Origin of the sequence: Streptomyces sp. NBC_00878 (assembly GCF_026341515.1) — a bacterium.
Classification (GTDB): Bacteria; Actinomycetota; Actinomycetes; order Streptomycetales; family Streptomycetaceae; genus Streptomyces.
Window position 1 is genome coordinate 4,035,572 of the sequence record NZ_JAPEOK010000001.1, and the last position, 16,505, is coordinate 4,052,076.

Sequence of the window (16,505 nt, forward strand, 5' to 3'; positions counted from 1 at the left end):
ACAGCGGAAGGAGCGGAACCTCACACGGAGGTGTGCGCCTCAGGCCTGTCGGGAAGCCAGTTCCACGACCGTGATGTCCGAGGGGGCACCGACCCGCGTGGGCGGCCCCCAGGCTCCGGCGCCCCGCGACACGTACAGCTGCGTGTCCCCGTACCGCTCCAGACCGGCCAGGGTCGGATTGACGCGGTCCGCGACGAGGTTGCCGGGCCACAACTGGCCTCCGTGCGTGTGCCCCGACAGCTGAAGATCCACGCCGTGCTCCACGGCGTCATGGATCTGCACGGGCTGGTGGGCGAGCAGCACACACGCCCGCGTCCGGTCCCGGTCCCCGAGCGCCTTGACGAAGTCGGGCCCCTGCCCCTCGTCCTCACCGGCCACGTCGTTGACACCGGCGAGATCGAAATCGGCCAACTCCGTACGGGCGTTCTCCATCGGCCGCAGCCCCAGCTCCCGTACGTGCGCGACCCACTCGTCGACACCGGAGAAGTACTCGTGATTGCCCGTGACGAAGAACGACCCGTGCCGCGCCTTCAACTGGGCGAGGGGCGCGGCCGCGGGACCTAGATCCTTCACGCTGCCGTCGACGAGGTCCCCGACGACCGCGATGAGATCGGGCTGCGTCGAGTTGATGGTGTCGACCACCTTCTGCGCGAACCCACGCCCCAGCACGGGCCCCAGATGGATATCGCTTACGACGGCGATCCGATACCCGTGAGCCGACCTCGGGAGCTTCGCGAGGGGCACGGTGACCCGCTTCACCCTGGGCCCACGCAGGACGCCGTACGTCCCGTATCCGACCGTCCCCACAGCCGCGGCGGCAGCGGCCCCGCCCACCACACGCGACACGAAGAGACGACGCGAGGGCCCGGTGACCAGGGGCTCCGGCTTCTCGGAACGCCCGGCCCCGGCCTCGGCTTTGGCTTCTGAGGAGGCTTCGGCTTCGGCTTCGGAGTAGGGCTTGGCTTCCAGGTCTGGGACTCGCGCGGGTACGGGTGCGTCCTCGCGTACGTCCGCCGTCTCCGCCGTGGGCGTCGAACGCCGCTCCAGCACCCGCCGGAGCAAGGGCCGCACAACCTCCCCCACCAGCAAAGCCAGCAGCAGATAGAGCGAGAACGCCATCCACAGGAAGCCGGGCCAGGCCAGCACCTGTTGCAGCCAGAACGGCGCCCCCGCCCGCTCGGCGGCGACCCCCGCGAACATGAGTACCGGCCCGACAACGATCACGACCGTGCCCACGCGTCGGGCGGCTCCCGGCCCCGCGGTCGTGTCGCGCACCATCCGACGCCACACGTACCAGTGCAGCCCGCCGAACACGGCCAGGGCCAGGACCAGAAACACGATGACCACGCGGAGACTCCCCGTTAAGACGTGTGACGCAAGGCTCGAACACCGCGCAACCCGATGCCACCGACGACCGTCCCCAAAACAAAGGAGACAACGGCGAGCGTCAGGTGCACCCAGAAGTACCCGGTCGGATCGCCCGCGTCGTCGAACGCGAGGCCGCTCCCGTCCTTCCAGAGGTTTTTGACGAAAGTGATCCAGATGACCCAGCTCCACGCCCCGAAGGCGAGCAGGAACCACGACACGGGACGGCTGAGCTTCATGGGTTCAGTATCGCCGCCGTCGAACGGCACCGGCGCCCGGGGTGGGGAGGTCCGCGGCGGCCAGGGCCACGGCGGGGAGGATCACAGCGGGGAGCAGCACCGCGGGAACGACCATGGTGGTACGAGCCACCGGGAGCAGGTCCACGCGACTTCCCGCCCGACGCCCTGTACGTTCTCGATCGTGCCCGCTTCGAAAAAGACCGCCAAGTCCTCCTTGCTGGTCACCTCCGCCACCCTGTTGTCGTTCTCGCTCGCGCTCTCGGCGACCGCCACCGCGCCGGCCCTCGCGGACGACAAGCCGACCTCGACACCGTCGGCGACTCCGTCGACGTCGACCTCACCGTCGGCCTCCTCGTCGAGCAGAACGTCGGCCAGCCCAACGGCCACGCCCCCGGCGAACATGTCGACCGTGGGCGGCGCCCAGCTCGGCCGGTCCGGCACCCAGGCGAACCTCGGCACCGGCGCCCCGGTCCTCCCGAAGGACCTCAGCGCCCGCTCCTGGATCGTCACGGACGCCGAGTCCGGCGATGTCCTCGCCTCGCACAACGCGCACTGGCGGCTGCCCCCGGCGAGCACGCTGAAGATGCTGTTCGCCGACACCCTGCTGCCGAAGTTCCCGAGGACGCAGAAGCACAAGGTCGTGTCGTCCGACCTGGCGGGCATCGGCTCGGGCTCCAGCATGGTGGGCGTCAAGGAGAACGAGACGTACACGGTCCACGACCTGTGGCTCGGCGTCTTCCTTCGCTCCGGCAACGACGCCGTCCATGTCCTGTCCGCGATGAACAAGGGCGTCGAGCCGACCGTCAAGGACATGAACGCGCACGCCGAGGAGCTCCAGGCACTCGACACGCATGTGGTCAGCCCCGACGGCTACGACGCGCCGGGGCAGGTGTCGTCGGCGTACGACCTGACCCTGTTCGCCCGCTCCGGCCTGCAGAAGAAGGACTTCCGGGAGTACTGCTCGACGGTCCGCGCGAAGTTCCCCGGCGAGACCAAGAAGAACAAGAAGGGCAAGACGACCCGCGGGTCCTTCGAGATCCAGAACACCAACCGGCTGCTGAGCGGCGACTACGGTCTCGACGCCTACAAAGGCATCGCGGGTGTGAAGAACGGCAACACCACGAACGCGGGCTCGACCTTCACGGGGGTCGCCGAGCGGGACGGCAAGGTACTGCTCGTCACGGTCATGAACCCCCAGAAGGAGGAGCACGACCAGGTCTACAAGGAGACCGCCAAGCTCCTCGACTGGGGTTTCCAGGCGTCCGGCAAGGTCGAGCCGGTGGGCGAGCTGGTGGCGCCGAAGGGCGCGGACACGGGCGCGCAGCCGGGCGCGAACGCCTCGGGCGAGGCAGGCGGTTCGGGCGACGGCAAGGCCTCCTCGAAGCCCGTCGCGGCCTCGACGAAGACGAGCGGCTCGGGCGGCGTCGGTATCGCGCTGGCGATCACCGGCGGCGTGCTCGTGTTCCTCGCCGCCGGCGTCTTCGTGATCAACCGCCGCTGGCCGCTCCCCGACCTGATGCGCCGCCGCCGCTGACACCGGTGGATCTACTGACGTCGGCGGGCTTGGCGGAGCCGGTGGACTTGGCTGACTCGGTGGACTCGGTGGACTCGGTGGACTTGGCAGACCTGGTGGACTTGCCGGAGCCGGAGCCGGTGGCGGTGGCGGTGGACTTTGCGGGGCCGGCGGTCTCGTCCGACCCGGTCGGTCCGTCCTCCTCCTTCTTCTCCTTGCCGGAGTCGTCGGCCCCATCGGTACCGTCGGGCCCATCGGTACCGACAGACCCGTCAGCCCCTTCTGGCCGGTCAGACCCTTCTGGCCCTTCGGGCCCTTCGGACTCGGTCGGCTCCTCGTGCGGCGTCGCCGTCCAGGCGGCGCAGAACAACAGCAGCTTCGCGGTGAAGTTGATCCACAGGAGCAGCGCGATGGGCACCCCGAACGCCCCGTACATGCTCTTCGACGCGACGCCCTGCATATAGCCGCTGAGCAGCAGCTTCAGCAGCTCGAAGCCGGCCGCGCCGATCAGCGCGGCGACGATGAGGCGGCGCCGCGCGGGCTGGACGCCGGGCAGCAGCGTCAGGATGTACAGAAGCAGCAGGAAGGCGGCGAGGACGGCCACGGCGAACGCGGCGATCCGCAGCAGCACCCCGCCCCAGCCGTCCTCGTCGATGCTGAGTTGCCGGGCCGTCCAGCCCACCGCGGTCGACGCGACGGTGGAGGCGGCGATGGTGACGAGCACGGCGCCGCCGAGTCCGACGAGTACGCCCCCGTCCTTGAGCTTGCGCAGGACGGGGTTCTCCTCGTCGTCCGGCAGCTCCCAGACCGCGCGCAGACATTCGCGCATCGAACCGACCCAGCCGATGCCGGTGAACAGCAGCAGCGCACCCGCGATGAGCCCGACCGTGCCGGCGTTGGCGACGAGGCCGCCGATGTCGAGCTGGCCGGAGATGCCGGGCACCTGCTCGGCGATCTTCTCCTCCAGCTTCTGCTGCCCGTCCTTGTCGAGGGTCGCGGCGGCGATCGCGGCGGCGACGGTGATCAGGGGAAACAGCGCGATGAAGCTGATGAAGGTCATCGCGGCGGCGAGCCGCGTCCACTTCACCCGGTCCAGTCGTTCGTACGAGCGCCACGCGTGCGTGGCCATCAGACGCGTGACCAACGGGCCCACGCCGGGGAGCTTTTTCAGCCAGTCCATGATCCGACTCTGCCCCTCGCCTCGGAAAACCAAAGACCGGGTACCCCAGAAGCGCAGAACAGTGGCGAGCGCCATGCCGATTCCGGCGCCGGACACGGTGTCCGCGCGCGGGGAGGTGAACCCGAGGCCGTAGTGGCTGGGGCGCGGGGAACTGCGCGACAAGCCCCCACGACCCGCACTACGAGTACTGCCCCCGCCCCCCGGCCCCCCGCTCCCCGCTCCCCGCTCCCCGCTCCCCGCTCCCCGCGAAGCGCTACCGCTTGAGCGACACGATCACGGACTTGCTCATCGGATTCCCGCTCTGGTTGACCTGGACGTACCCCACGCCAAAAACCCGGTCGGTGCCCGGCACAACCTCCACGGCCGACAGCCACAACGACTGCCGGGAAGTCGCCCGCACCCCACCCTCGCTGGGCAACCGCGGCCGTTTGATCTTCGTACAGGCACCGTCAGAGCCGACGTACCGGTTGCCGTCCAGGAAGAGCCCACGCGTGCCGTCGACCGCCATCGGGACACGCCCGGCGCAGTCCCCCGCGGCGTCGGGCGCCTTGGCCCAGTCGGAGCCGTCCCAGCGCAGCCGTACGGCCTCCTCCTGGGGTTCGTCCTCGACCTCGCCGTGGTTGAAGCTGTGCATGCCGTACGCGCGGACGTCGTCGGCCGCGAGAGCGAGGACGTTGTCGATCGAGGCGCCGGGCTCGGGCGGCACCGGCTCGGGGAAGCGGTAGGCGGGGGTCTCCGTCAGCTGCCAGGAGGAGCCGTCCCAGTGCACGGCCGCGGGCTGTGTGAACTCTCCTCCGTCACTGCCGTCACCCGTTTCGCTGTAGCCAACGGCCCACAGGTCGTCGGCCGCGACGCCGTCGAGCGAGACGACGGTGGCGGGCAGGGTCGAGGTGCTCCACCGGGTGCCGTCCCAGTGGTGGATCCGCGACTCGCCGCTCAGGGCCCAGACGTCGTCGGCCGCGAAGGCCTTCATGTCGACGAGCCGGCCACCGCCGCCCGGCAGCTCCGGAAGCGCGGTCCAGCGCGTGCCGTCCCAGCGGACCGTCCGTGGCCCTGCCAGGGTCGACATGGAGGCGGTCAACAGGAACCCGTCCGCGCCCAGGGAGTCGAAACGGGCCTCGTGGACGGTGGAGCCGAGCGCGGCGGGCATCGGCTGCCGCTGCCAGCGCGTGCCGTCGTGGTGGAGCAGGAAACCGTCGTCGGGTGACGGATTCTCGCTGTCCGTGGCGGTGACGGTGCCCGCGACCCAGACGTCGTCGTCGGCCGTCGCGATCACGTCCGACAGCTTGCTCTCGTCGTCGAGGATCTCGTCGTACGCCCAGGTCAGCCCAGATGTCTTGCCTGCCGTCGGCGACGAGGGCGACTTCGCCTTGCCGTCGCCGTCGCTACCGCCGCCGTCCTGCGTACCGCATCCGGTCAGCGCGAGGCCCAGCACGGCGAGCCCCGTCACGATCCTGCGCATGGTCCCCCTGATCTCTGGAGCGTCCGATCTCCCGCCGGGCCGGTCAGTGGGCCGGGAGCGGGCCCCGCTCCGCGTGGGTGGCCTGCGGCGGCACGACCGCGCCTCCGAAGTCGAAGTCACGCAGCCTGCGCCACACCCCGTCGGCGCCCTGCTCGTAGAGCGCGAAGCCGGTGCACGGCCACTCGGCCGCGTACTCCGCCAGCTCCTCGAACGCCCTGTCCATCGCCTCGTCGTCGATGCTGTGCGCCACCGTCACATGCGGGTGGTACGGGAACTGCAGTTCGCGCGCGACGGGCCCGGACGCGTCCCTGACCTGCTTCTGCAGCCACGTACAGGCCTCGGCCCCCTCGGCGACCCGCACGAACACAACGGGCGACAGCGGACGGAAGGTTCCCGTGCCGGACAGCCGCATCAGGAAGGGGCGGCCGGCGGTCGCGACCTCGACGAGGTGCGCCTCGATCGCGGGCAGCGCCGAGTCGTCGACCTCGGTCGGCGGCAGCAGTGTGACATGCGTGGGGATGCCGGAAGCCGCGGGGTCGCCGAAGCCCGCGCGCCGCTCCTGGAGCAGGCTGCCGTGTGGCTCCGGGACCGCGATCGACACACCGATCGTTACGGTCCCCACGTCGTCTCCTGTCGTTGTGTTGATGTTCCGTCGTGTTGGTGTACTTCACGGGCAGCTTTTGCTGCCGGTTCGGCTATCGACTGTACGGCCGTGCGGCCCCGTACCGGCTGTCGTACCGATGTTGTCCTGGTCTCGTATCCGGGTCCCGGACCAGATGTCGTACTGGCCGACGTCCCGCCGGTCAGTGCTTCGCCGGCAGGAAACCCACTCTGTCGTACGTCTGGGAGAGGGTCTCCGCGGCGACGGCGCGGGCCTTCTCCGCCCCCTTGGCCAGGATCGAGTCGAGCGTCTCCGGGTCGTCCAGATACTGCTGGGTGCGCTCCCGGAACGGCGTCACGAAGTCGACCATGACCTCGGCAAGGTCCGTCTTGAGCGCACCGTAACCCTTGCCGACGTACTTCTGCTCCAGTTCCGCGATACCTGTGCCGGTGAGGGTGGAGTAGATGGTCAGCAGGTTACTGACACCGGGCTTGTTCTCGACGTCGTACCTGATCACCGTGTCCGTGTCGGTGACCGCGCTCTTGACCTTCTTGGCGGTGACCTTCGGCTCGTCGAGGAGGTTGATGAGGCCCTTCGGAGTCGACGCCGACTTGCTCATCTTGATCGCCGGGTCCTGGAGATCGAAGATCTTCGCCGTCTCCTTGAGGATGTACGGCTTCGGGACGGTGAACGTCTGACCGAAGCGGCCGTTGAAGCGCTCGGCGAGGTCGCGCGTCAGCTCGATGTGCTGGCGCTGGTCCTCGCCCACGGGGACCTCGTTGGCCTGGTAGAGCAGGATGTCCGCGACCTGGAGGATCGGGTACGTGAAGAGGCCGACCGAGGCGCGCTCGGCGCCCTGCTTGGCGGACTTGTCCTTGAACTGGGTCATGCGGGACGCCTCGCCGAAGCCGGTGAGGCAGTTCATGATCCAGGCGAGCTGTGCGTGCTCGGGGACATGGCTCTGGACGAAGAGCGTGCAGCGCTCCGGGTCGAGACCGGCGGCCAGCAGCTGGGCGGTGGCGAGCCGGGTGTTGGCGCGGAGGTCCGCGGGGTCCTGCGGAATGGTGATCGCGTGCAGGTCGACGACCATGTAGAACGCGTCGTGAGACTCCTGCAGGGCCACCCACTGACGGACGGCGCCGAGGTAATTGCCGAGGTGGAACGAGCCTGCGGTGGGCTGGATTCCAGAAAGCACGCGCAAACTGGGCAGCGGCGCGGAGCGCCCCGTTTGAGGGCGGTGGTGGGAGACGGGCGGGCGGTCTGAAGCCATACTCACCATTCTCTCAGGTGTCAGGGGCCGTTCCGGAACTGGCCGGAAACATATGTGACACGGGTGGGAACCGATCTGCCTCGGGCGGTGTACCAAGAATGTGAGAACGCGGGAGGGGGGCCGCATCGTCGATGAGGCCGCGGTGATCGCACGCGTGCGCGCCGGAGAGCCGGAGGCGTATGCGGAGCTGGTGCGTGCCCATACGGGGCTCGCGCTCAGGGCGGCCGCGGCGCTGGGGGCGGGTGCGGACGCGGAGGACGTGGTGCAGCAGGCCTTCTTCAAGGCCTACTGCTCCTTGGGTCGCTTTCGGGACGGCGCGGCGTTCAAGCCATGGCTGCTCTCGATCGTCGCCAATGAGACGAGGAACACAGTGCGGACGGCGGTGCGCCAGCGGACGCTGGCCGGCCGGGAGGCCGCCCTCGTGGAGGCCGAGCCGCTGATACCGGAGTCGGCGGACCCGGCGGTCGCCGCCCTGGAGGTCGAGCGCAGGACGGCCCTGCTGGCCGCCCTGGAAGGACTGGGCGAGGACCACCGCCTGGTCGTCACCTACCGCTATTTGCTGGAGATGGACGAGCCGGAGACCGCCCAGGCCCTGGGCTGGCCGCGCGGGACGGTGAAATCCCGGCTCAACCGCGCACTACGGAAGCTCGGCAAACTGCTGCCGGACTTCGAGCCGCGGGAGCGTGCGGAGGATCTTGGGGGTTCGGAGGGTGCAGGAGGCGCAGGGGGCGCAGGGGGCCTGAAGGATCTGCGAGATCTGCGGGATCTGAAGGATCGGAGGGACTTGGGGGTTCGGAAGGCTCGGGAGTCACAGGGAGGAGGTGATGAGCATGAGTGACGCGCATGAGGCGAATGAGGCACACGAGGGGTACGAAGCTGAGGGCACGGAGTCCTTCGGTGACCGAGGTCGGCGTGGGCGCGGGCATGGGCACGGGCACAGGCACGGAGACGGGGATGGGGACTGGCATGGCCGTGAGGGTGTCTCGCGGTTGCCCGAGGAGCTGCGGGCGCTCGGGCGGTCGCTGGACCGGCCCGGAGCCGCGGGCAGCGAGTCTATGGTCGAGCGGGTGCTGGAGCAGATACTCGCTGAGCGGGTGCCGGTCCCGGTGGCCGAGCCACCGGGCCTCGCGGAGCGGCTGAGGGCGGTGCGCCGCTGGGCACGGGCGCGCGGGCGCGCGCTGACAGCAGGGCTGTGCGGTCTGCTGACCGTCCTCGTGCTCACGCCCCCGGTGCGCGCCGCGGTCGTCGAGTGGTTCGACTTCGGCGGGGTCGAGGTGCGGTACGACCCGTCGGCGACGCCGTCACCTGGGACCGAGGTACCCGGCTGCGGCGGCCCGTCCCTCACGCTCGCCGAGGCCGAGCGGCGTGCGGGCTTCACGGCACTCACACCCCCTGCCCTGGGGACCCCGGAGGCGGTGACGGTGACCCGCGAGCCGAAGGGACGGTTCCTGATCAGCCTGTGCTGGCGCGAGCAGGGGCATACGGTCCGGCTGGACGAGTATCCGGCGGTGCTGAGTCCCGGCTTCACCAAGTTCGTGCCGGAGCAGCCGGAGTATGTGCCGCTGGGAAAGGACACGGACCCTGCCGCGCGTATGGCGCTGTGGTTCCCCGACCCCCATCTCCTGCGCCTCTGGCTGGTGGACGGGGACGGCGAGTTCACCCGCTCCCAGCGGACCGCGGGGCCCACGCTGCTGTGGATGTCCGGGGGTGACATGACGCTCCGGCTGGAGGGCGTGGAGTCGAAGTCACGAGCGGTGGAGATCGCGAAGTCGCTGGGTTAGATGAATGAGTCCGAGGGGTGTCGTTGCGGTCAGTGATCGTAGGCGGTCAGTGATCGCTTGATCGGTTGTCCGGTCTTGTCGTTGTGCCAGATCGCGGCGGTGAGCGCGAGGATCCGGCACAGGACGCGGGCCGCTACCCCCGCCGGGCTCTTGCCGCCGTGTCGTTCCAGGTCGAGCTGTCCCTTGAGGGTCTGGTTGACCGACTCGATGACCTGCCGCAGGGGCTTGAACAGGTGTGACCCGGCCCGCTCGGCCTCTCCCTTGCGGGCCGGCCGCAGCAACTGAAGGTGACGCTCGGCAAGATCATGCTCGAACTCGCGGCCGTAGTAGTTCTTGTCCCCGATGATCGTCTGGCCGGGGCGGGCGGCTGCGGCATCGGGCGCGGTGTCGAGCATGTCGCGCAGCGTCTCGCGCTCGTCGGCCTTCGCGCCGGTGAGGGCGAACAGGACCGGCAGCCCGCCGAGTGTGCACACCAGGTGCAGCCGCAGCCCCCAGAAGTACCGTGAGTGCGACGCGCAGTAACCGTACTCGGCCCAGCCCGCCAGGTCCGAGCGTTTCGCCGTCTCGCGGGAGCAGCCGCAGCCGACCGGGGTGGAGTCGACCAGCCACACATCGTCGCTCCACAGCGAGGTGTCCCGGGCCAGGATCCGGATCATGCTGGTGAGCAGCGAGGACGCGGCACGCAGCCGCTTGTTGTAGCCGGACTGCTGGGGCACGTAGGGGAAGAGGTGGCCGAAGTCCCGCCCGACGCGGCGCAGCCAGCGCCGCTCGGAGGTGTACCCGAGCAGCGCCGACGTGACTGCGAGGGTGACCAGTTCGGCGTCACTGAGCGTGGGCGCGATCCCGACGGCGGGCCGGTACGGGGCCAGCCACGGCGAAGCCTTCAACTCGTCGTCGATCCGGGCATAGAGTGCCGTTGCGAGGGTGTCCAGGTCTGTCTTCACACACTGACATTGGACGCCCTCGTCTCATGTCCGCAGGCCATCCCTTGGACTCATTCATCTAGGGGGTCTCTTGTTCGGCTGGGCGGGACGAACTCCTGGGCCCGTGCCGAGCGTGGCCGCGAGCAAGGCCCAAAGAAGGGAAGCGGGAGGGGGACGCGGCGGGGCGGGTGGGCGGGCTTGGTTCCTGCCGGGACAGTGTGGGCCCGAGCCGGGCGAGACCTTCTCACTCGGTGCCGGACGGGACCTCTTGCTCCGTGCCGGACGGGATCTCTCGCTCGGTGCGGACGGGATCTCTTGCTCGGCGCGGACCGGATCTCTCGCTCCGTGCGGACCGGACCTCTTTCTCAGTGCCGGGCTCGAAATTTGGTCGGCGGCGAGTGGGAACCCCGGCGGGTCGAGCGGTGTACCAGAAGTGACACGCGAGTGCGGGCGGACCGCACCGGGGCCGATTGGGGGGTGTCGGGATGCGCAGGGTTCGTGCACGGGTGACGGGGAGCCGGGGATGGGCGGCGGTTTCGGGATGGGCGATGGCGCTCGGCCTGGTGGTGCTGGGCGCGCCCACCGCGGCGGCCGGCGGACCGACGAGCGTGCTGGTGGTCTCGCCGGAGAGCGGGGAGAGCGCGGCGCTCTACAACTCGAAGAAGGAATATGGGGAGTTGGAGCGCCTCCTCGGCCGGCCGGAGAGCGGCACCCGCGAGGAGCCGCCCGGGCTGGGCTTGGGCAGCGGCAGGCAGATCAACGTCACCTGGATGCTGCACGACGTGTCGCCCTGGCGGGTCGACCGCGTCTATCCCGAGACGCCTCGTACGAAGGACGTCTGGATACACACGGCGGCCAACCTTCCGACGTCCATGAACGGCTACTGGCACAAGGCCGAGCAACCGACCGCGGTGCGCGCGCTGTTGAAGAAGCTCGGCGTCCTGGGCGAGTCGTCCGGCGAGGGCGGCGCAGGGGCCATCTATCCGGCGCCCTGGGAGACGACGGAGGAGGCCGCCGGCGCGCCCGCCCCCGTTCCGACGGAGCCGTCCGGCACGGCTACGGCCGTCGCGGCGGCGGACGACGACACCGACTGGTGGTGGGCGATACCGGGGCTGGTGACGGGGGCTGTGCTGGCCCTGGGGCTGCGGCCGTTCGTCGGACGGTTGCCGGGAGCGCGGCAGTTGAGCCGGTGGCGGGAGCGGGAGGCGGGCCCTCGGCAGGAGTTGAGGGATGTTTGAGAGGGAGGGCTGAGAAGCGGTGTGCGAGAGGGCCCAGCGCAGGGATGGGCGGACGAGGAGGGGCGGATGAGGAGCGGAAGTTCTGGCGGGCGGAGCGGCCTGGTCCCGTGGACTCGTGGGGGCGCGCGGGCATGGGCGCGTAAGGGCATGGGGGCGCACGGGCGCGGACACGTGAAGGCGTGGAGGCGGCGTGAGGACGTGAAGCTGACGTGCGGACGTAAGGCCGGCGCGGGCGCGTGGTGGGCGATAGCCGGACTTGCCCCAGCCTGACCCTCGGCTCCGGCGGCACCCTGCTTATACGCCGCGTGGCGGCCCGGCGTGAGCCAGGGCCGCCACGGGAGTCACGACAGCGGTCGATCGACTTATGAGTCGGAGTCGCAGTCGGGCTACGAATCCGGTGGTTCGGCTGTGAGGCGGTTCCAGCTGAGCCCGAGTGTCGGTTCTCGGTCTCGGAGCCGGTGGGCTCAGCCCAGGTCGATCTCCGGGTAAAGCGGGAAGTCGGCCAGGAGGTCGGTCGCCCGGTGGGAGATCTCGTCCGCGATCTTCGGGTCCAGGACGTGCTGAGCCTTGGAGGGGGCGCCCTTGGCGGTGGTGCCGGGTTCGGTGGTGGCGAGGACGCGGTCGATGAGGCCGGCGATCTCGTCCATCTCGGTGGCGCCGAGGCCACGGGTGGTCAGCGCCGGGGTGCCGATGCGGATGCCGGAGGTGTACCAAGCACCGTTGGGGTCGGCGGGGATGGCGTTGCGATTGGTGACGATGCCCGAGTCGAGCAGGGCGGACTCGGCCTGGCGGCCGGTGAGGCCGTAGGAGGAGGCGACATCGATGAGGTTGAGGTGGTTGTCGGTGCCGCCGGTGACCAGCGTGGCGCCGCGGCGCATCAGGCCCTCGGCGAGGGCGCGGGCGTTGTCGACGACGGCCTGGGCGTAGTCGCGGAACTCGGGGCGGCGGGCCTCGGCGAGCGCGACCGCCTTGGCGGCCATGACGTGCGGGAGGGGGCCGCCGAGGACCATCGGGCAGCCGCGGTCGACCTGGTCGGCGAGGGAGGAGTCGCACAGGACCATGCCGCCACGCGGGCCGCGCAGCGACTTGTGGGTGGTGGTGGTGACGATCTGGGCGTGCGGGACCGGGTCGAAGTCGCCGGTGAGGACCTTGCCGGCGACGAGGCCCGCGAAGTGCGCCATGTCGACCAAGAGCGTGGCACCGACCTCGTCGGCGATCTCGCGCATGATCCGGAAGTTCACGAGACGGGGGTAGGCGGAGTAGCCGGCGACGATGATCAGGGGCTTGAACTCACGGGCGGAGGTGCGCAGGGCTTCGTAGTCGATGAGGCCGGTGGCAGGGTCGGTGCCGTAGGAGCGCTGGTCGAACATCTTGCCGGAAATGTTCGGGCGGAAGCCGTGGGTGAGGTGGCCGCCGGCGTCCAGGGACATGCCGAGCATGCGCTGGTTGCCGAAGGCCTGGCGCAGCTCGGCCCAGTCGGCCTCGGAGAGGTCGTTGACGTTGCGGACGCCGGCCTTCTGCAGGGCGGGGGCCTCGACACGGGCGGCGAGGACGGCCCAGAAGGCGACGAGGTTGGCGTCGATGCCGGAGTGCGGCTGAGCGTAGGCGTGCTCGGCGCCGAAGAGCTCACGGGCGTGCTCGACGGCGAGGGCCTCGACGGTGTCCACGTTGCGGCAGCCGGCGTAGAAGCGGCGGCCGATGGTGCCTTCGGCGTACTTGTCGCTGAACCAGTTGCCCATCGCCAGGAGGGTGGCCGGGGAGGCGTAGTTCTCGGAGGCGATCAGCTTGAGCATCTCGCGCTGGTCGGCGACTTCCTGCCCGATGGCGTCGGCGACCCGGGGCTCGACGGCGCGGATCACTTCGAGGGCGCTGCGGAAGGCGGTGGATTCGGTGGAAAGGGGCTCTGGCATGACGGCCTCCGGACGTGGCGTTCGGCGTTCACGGTTCGGCCCAGGCGCACGGCACACAGTTCCCGGGCCGCTCCCCGATGGTCGATCCCATCCCAGCGCGCCAGTCACGGCCCGTGGGTGAGCCTACCGGGCGCGCCCGGAAGAGATGTTCCGCCGTCCACCATGCGAGCGACGATAGGAAAGGGGCCACACGCACTCGTACGGCAGGAACGGCAGGAAGGAGGCCGGGGCCGGAACCGGGGAACAGAAGCAGGTCACGAGCCTCGTGCGGGGCGGAAGGGATATCCCGTGAGTACCACCGAAGAACTGATCGCCTCGGCGGAGGCGCACAGTGCGCCCACCTACCACCCGCTGCCGGTCGTCGTGGCGACGGCGGACGGGGCGTGGATGACGGATGTCGAAGGGCGTCGCTATCTGGACCTGCTGGCCGGGTACTCGGCACTGAATTTCGGTCACGGCAACAGACGGCTGATCGAGGCGGCCAAGGCGCAGCTGGAGCGGGTGACGCTGACGTCGAGGGCGTTCCACCATGACCGGTTCGCCGAGTTCTGCGCACGACTGGCCGAGCTGTGCGGCATGGAGATGGTGCTGCCGATGAACACGGGCTCGGAGGCGGTCGAGTCGGCCGTGAAGACCGCCCGAAAGTGGGGGTACCGGGTCAAGGGCGTGCCGGACGGGATGGCGAAGGTCGTCGTGGCGGGCAACAACTTCCACGGTCGTACGACGACGATCATCAGCTTCTCCACGGATTACGAGGCCCGGGCGGACTTCGGGCCGTACACGCCGGGCTTCGAGATCGTGCCGTACGGAGATCTGACGGCGATGCGCGCGGCGGTCACGGAGAACACGGTGGCCGTGCTGCTGGAGCCCATTCAGGGTGAGGCGGGGGTGCTGGTGCCGCCGGCCGGCTATCTCGCGGGCGTACGGGAGCTGACGCGCGAGCGCAACGTGCTGTTCGTGGCGGACGAGATCCAGTCGGGCCTCGGGCGGACGGGGCGGACCTTCGCGTGTGAGCACGAGGGGGTCGTGCCGGACATGTATGTGCTGGGCAAGGCGCTCGGGGGCGGGGTCGTGCCGGTGTCGGCGGTGGTGTCGTCGAGCGAGGTGCTCGGGGTGTTCCGGCCGGGTGAGCACGGGTCGACGTTCGGCGGGAATCCGCTGGCCTGTGCGGTGGCGCTGGAGGTGATCGCGATGTTGCGGTCGGGCGAGTACCAGCGGCGGGCGACCGAGTTGGGCGAGCATCTGCACCGGGAGCTGGGGCTGTTGGCCGGTTCGGGCCGGATCACTCAGGTGCGGGGGCGTGGGCTGTGGGCGGGGATCGACATCGACCCGGCATACGGCACGGGCCGGGAGATCTCCGAGAAGTTGATGGACCGGGGCGTGCTGGTCAAGGACACCCATGGGTCCACGGTGCGGATCGCGCCGCCGCTGGTGATCAGTAAGGAGGACCTGGACTGGGGGCTCGCGCAGCTGCGGGGTGTGCTGGGTCTGTAACCGTCCTGGCCGTCCTCGCCGTCCTGGCCGTCCTAGCCGTCCTAGCCGTCCTAGCCGTCCTCGCGGTCCTGGCCGTCCTGGCCGTCCTCGCGGTCCTGGCCGTCCTCGCCGTCCTCGCCGTCCTCGCCGTCCTCGCCGTCCTCGCCGTCCTCGCCGTCCTCGCCGTCCTCGCCGTCCTCGCCGTCCTCGCCGAACCGAGGGCACCCGGTCTGGTGCTGTGGGGGTTGGTCACAGGATCACGTGCGGCAGGAAGCGGGCGTACTCGTCCGTGATCAGGCCGGAGGATTCGCGGATGCCGAGGCCTGCCGACTCGTTCTCGACGACCCAGGCTCCGAGGACGACCCGGTTGCCGGCGAAGGAGGGGAGGGGTGCCAACTCCTGGTAGCAGCAGGGTTCTTCGCGGACGACGGGAGCGGAGCCCGGTTCGTGGACCGTGACGCCGGCGCCCTCGCGGCCGAGCAGGGGCTTGGCGACGTAGCCGCGGGTGGTGGCCAGGTCGCGGGGGCCGTCGAGGAAGGCGGGGAGGAGGTTCGGGTGGTTCGGGTACAGCTCCCAGAGGATCGCGAGGAGGGCCTTGTTGCTGAGCAGCATTTTCCAGGCGGGCTCGATCCACATCGTCGTACCCGTGCCGCCGCCGTTGTCGAGGGTGGCGAGGACGTGTGGGGCGAAGCGGTCGGTGGTGAGCCTCCCCCAGTCTCGACTTCGCTCGACCGGGGGGACCCCCATCCACGGGTAGAGCTTGAAACAGCTGCGGATGAAACGGAGTTGCTTATCGACAAAGCGGCCGGAGAGGCGGTCCCAGCCGATCTCCTCCATGGCGATCCAGGCGGTGTCGAGGCCGGCCTGTTCCGCTGTCTCCTTGAGATAGGCGACGGTCATCAGGTCCTCGCCGAGTTCGTCGGCGGCGGAGTGTGCGAAGTAGAGGGGGTTGCCGGGCGGGAGGAGGGCGGACTGTTTCTTCCAGGCGTCGACGAGGCGTTCGTGGAGGGAGTTCCACTGGTCGGCGCCGGGGAAGCGTTCTTCCATCCAGAACCACTGGGAGCTGGCGGCCTCGACGAGTGAGGTCGGGGTGTCCGCGTTGTACTCCAGGAGCTTCGCCGGGCCCGTGCCGTCGTGGCGGAGGTCGAAGCGGCCGTACAGGGACGGGAGTTCGGCGCGGCGGAGCCAGGCCTCGGCGACCGCCTCCGCCACTCGCGGGTCGGTGATGCCGAGGTCGGCGAAGCGGTTCTCCGTGACGATGTGCTCGGCCGCCGCCAGGCACATCGTGTGGAGTTCCTCGACGACCTCCTCCAGTGCCTCGACCTCGGGCAGGGAGAAGACGTAGTACGCGGACTCGTCCCAGTACGGGCGCAGGGAGCTGTCCGGGATGGGGGTCCCCCCGGTCGAGCGAAGCCGAGACTGGGGGAGGGTGAGGGGGTAGATGAGGCCCTGTTCCTCGACGGTCCGCTGCCAGTCGGGGCGGGGGGTCGTGGTGCGGCGTTCCATGACGACGGTCCGGTTCCTCGGAGTTCCTGGGTTCCCTTGGGTTC

13 protein-coding genes, 2 pseudogenes and 1 riboswitch are annotated in these 16,505 nt (G+C 69.9%); of the genes and pseudogenes, 5 read left to right on the forward strand and 10 right to left on the reverse strand.

All coding sequences use genetic code 11. The features are described from left to right. Window positions 1–39 precede the first annotated feature (39 nt). The 3 genes from OHA11_RS16825 to OHA11_RS48350 form a co-directional block, all read right to left on the reverse strand. Window positions 40–1,347 carry a metallophosphoesterase gene (locus OHA11_RS16825; protein ID WP_266497030.1) on the reverse strand — a complete coding sequence of 436 codons (1,308 nt, stop codon included), beginning with the start codon at window positions 1,345–1,347 and terminating at the stop codon, window positions 40–42. A gap of 14 nt (window positions 1,348–1,361) precedes the next feature. After that, window positions 1,362–1,604, reverse strand: coding sequence for an SCO4848 family membrane protein (locus OHA11_RS16830; protein WP_266497032.1), 243 nt, complete (start codon window positions 1,602–1,604; stop codon window positions 1,362–1,364). 81 nt (window positions 1,605–1,685) lie between these two features. Further along, a complete protein-coding gene (locus tag OHA11_RS48350; RefSeq protein WP_323186574.1) occupies window positions 1,686–1,991 on the reverse strand; it encodes a hypothetical protein in 306 nt (101 codons plus the stop codon). A 13-nt stretch (window positions 1,992–2,004) separates the two neighbouring features. On the opposite strand from OHA11_RS48350, the gene OHA11_RS16835 reads away from it, so the two are divergent. Beyond that, on the forward strand, window positions 2,005–3,138 hold the full coding sequence (locus tag OHA11_RS16835) for a D-alanyl-D-alanine carboxypeptidase (RefSeq protein ID WP_323186575.1): 1,134 nt from the start codon (window positions 2,005–2,007) through the stop codon (window positions 3,136–3,138). Between the two features lie 322 nt (window positions 3,139–3,460). Here the strand turns inward: OHA11_RS16835 and OHA11_RS16840 are convergent. From OHA11_RS16840 to trpS, 4 genes and pseudogenes are all read right to left on the reverse strand, one after another. Continuing rightward, window positions 3,461–4,297, reverse strand: a pseudogene (locus OHA11_RS16840) (YihY/virulence factor BrkB family protein); the annotation flags it as partial. 253 nt (window positions 4,298–4,550) lie between these two features. Beyond that, window positions 4,551–5,759: a hypothetical protein gene (locus tag OHA11_RS16845; RefSeq protein WP_266497036.1), complete on the reverse strand. Its 1,209-nt coding sequence runs from the start codon at window positions 5,757–5,759 to the stop codon at window positions 4,551–4,553. Window positions 5,760–5,802: 43 nt separating this feature from the next. Then, entirely contained in the window at window positions 5,803–6,381 is a 579-nt protein-coding gene (locus OHA11_RS16850; RefSeq protein WP_266497038.1) for a 2'-5' RNA ligase family protein, read from the reverse strand. Window positions 6,382–6,562: 181 nt separating this feature from the next. Further along, entirely contained in the window at window positions 6,563–7,630 is a 1,068-nt protein-coding gene (gene trpS / locus OHA11_RS16855) for a tryptophan--tRNA ligase (RefSeq protein WP_323186576.1), read from the reverse strand. Window positions 7,631–7,730: 100 nt separating this feature from the next. On the opposite strand from trpS, the pseudogene OHA11_RS16860 reads away from it, so the two are divergent. Continuing rightward, window positions 7,731–8,312 (forward strand): annotated as a pseudogene (locus tag OHA11_RS16860) (RNA polymerase sigma factor); the annotation flags it as partial. Window positions 8,313–8,460: 148 nt separating this feature from the next. Then, window positions 8,461–9,411 (forward strand): hypothetical protein, encoded by a 951-nt coding sequence (locus tag OHA11_RS16865; RefSeq protein ID WP_266497042.1) that lies wholly within the window; start codon window positions 8,461–8,463, stop codon window positions 9,409–9,411. A gap of 29 nt (window positions 9,412–9,440) precedes the next feature. Here the strand turns inward: OHA11_RS16865 and OHA11_RS16870 are convergent, their stop codons facing one another. Continuing rightward, window positions 9,441–10,355, reverse strand: coding sequence for an IS982 family transposase (locus OHA11_RS16870; protein ID WP_266491913.1), 915 nt, complete (start codon window positions 10,353–10,355; stop codon window positions 9,441–9,443). Window positions 10,356–10,882: 527 nt separating this feature from the next. Between OHA11_RS16870 and OHA11_RS16875 the strand changes: the two genes are divergently transcribed. Beyond that, entirely contained in the window at window positions 10,883–11,572 is a 690-nt protein-coding gene (locus tag OHA11_RS16875) for a hypothetical protein (protein WP_266497045.1), read from the forward strand. A 464-nt stretch (window positions 11,573–12,036) separates the two neighbouring features. Here the strand turns inward: OHA11_RS16875 and OHA11_RS16880 are convergent, their stop codons facing one another. Further along, window positions 12,037–13,482, reverse strand: a complete 1,446-nt coding sequence (locus OHA11_RS16880; protein ID WP_266497047.1) for a glycine hydroxymethyltransferase — start codon at window positions 13,480–13,482, stop codon at window positions 12,037–12,039. Window positions 13,483–13,513: 31 nt separating this feature from the next. Next, window positions 13,514–13,600, reverse strand: a riboswitch (ZMP/ZTP riboswitch). Between the two features lie 170 nt (window positions 13,601–13,770). Here OHA11_RS16880 and rocD point away from each other — a divergent pair. After that, window positions 13,771–14,976 (forward strand): ornithine--oxo-acid transaminase, encoded by a 1,206-nt coding sequence (gene rocD / locus OHA11_RS16885; protein ID WP_266497049.1) that lies wholly within the window; start codon window positions 13,771–13,773, stop codon window positions 14,974–14,976. Between the two features lie 228 nt (window positions 14,977–15,204). Here the strand turns inward: rocD and OHA11_RS16890 are convergent, their stop codons facing one another. Next, on the reverse strand, window positions 15,205–16,461 hold the full coding sequence (locus OHA11_RS16890) for a glutathionylspermidine synthase family protein (protein WP_266497051.1): 1,257 nt from the start codon (window positions 16,459–16,461) through the stop codon (window positions 15,205–15,207). Window positions 16,462–16,505 lie beyond the last annotated feature (44 nt).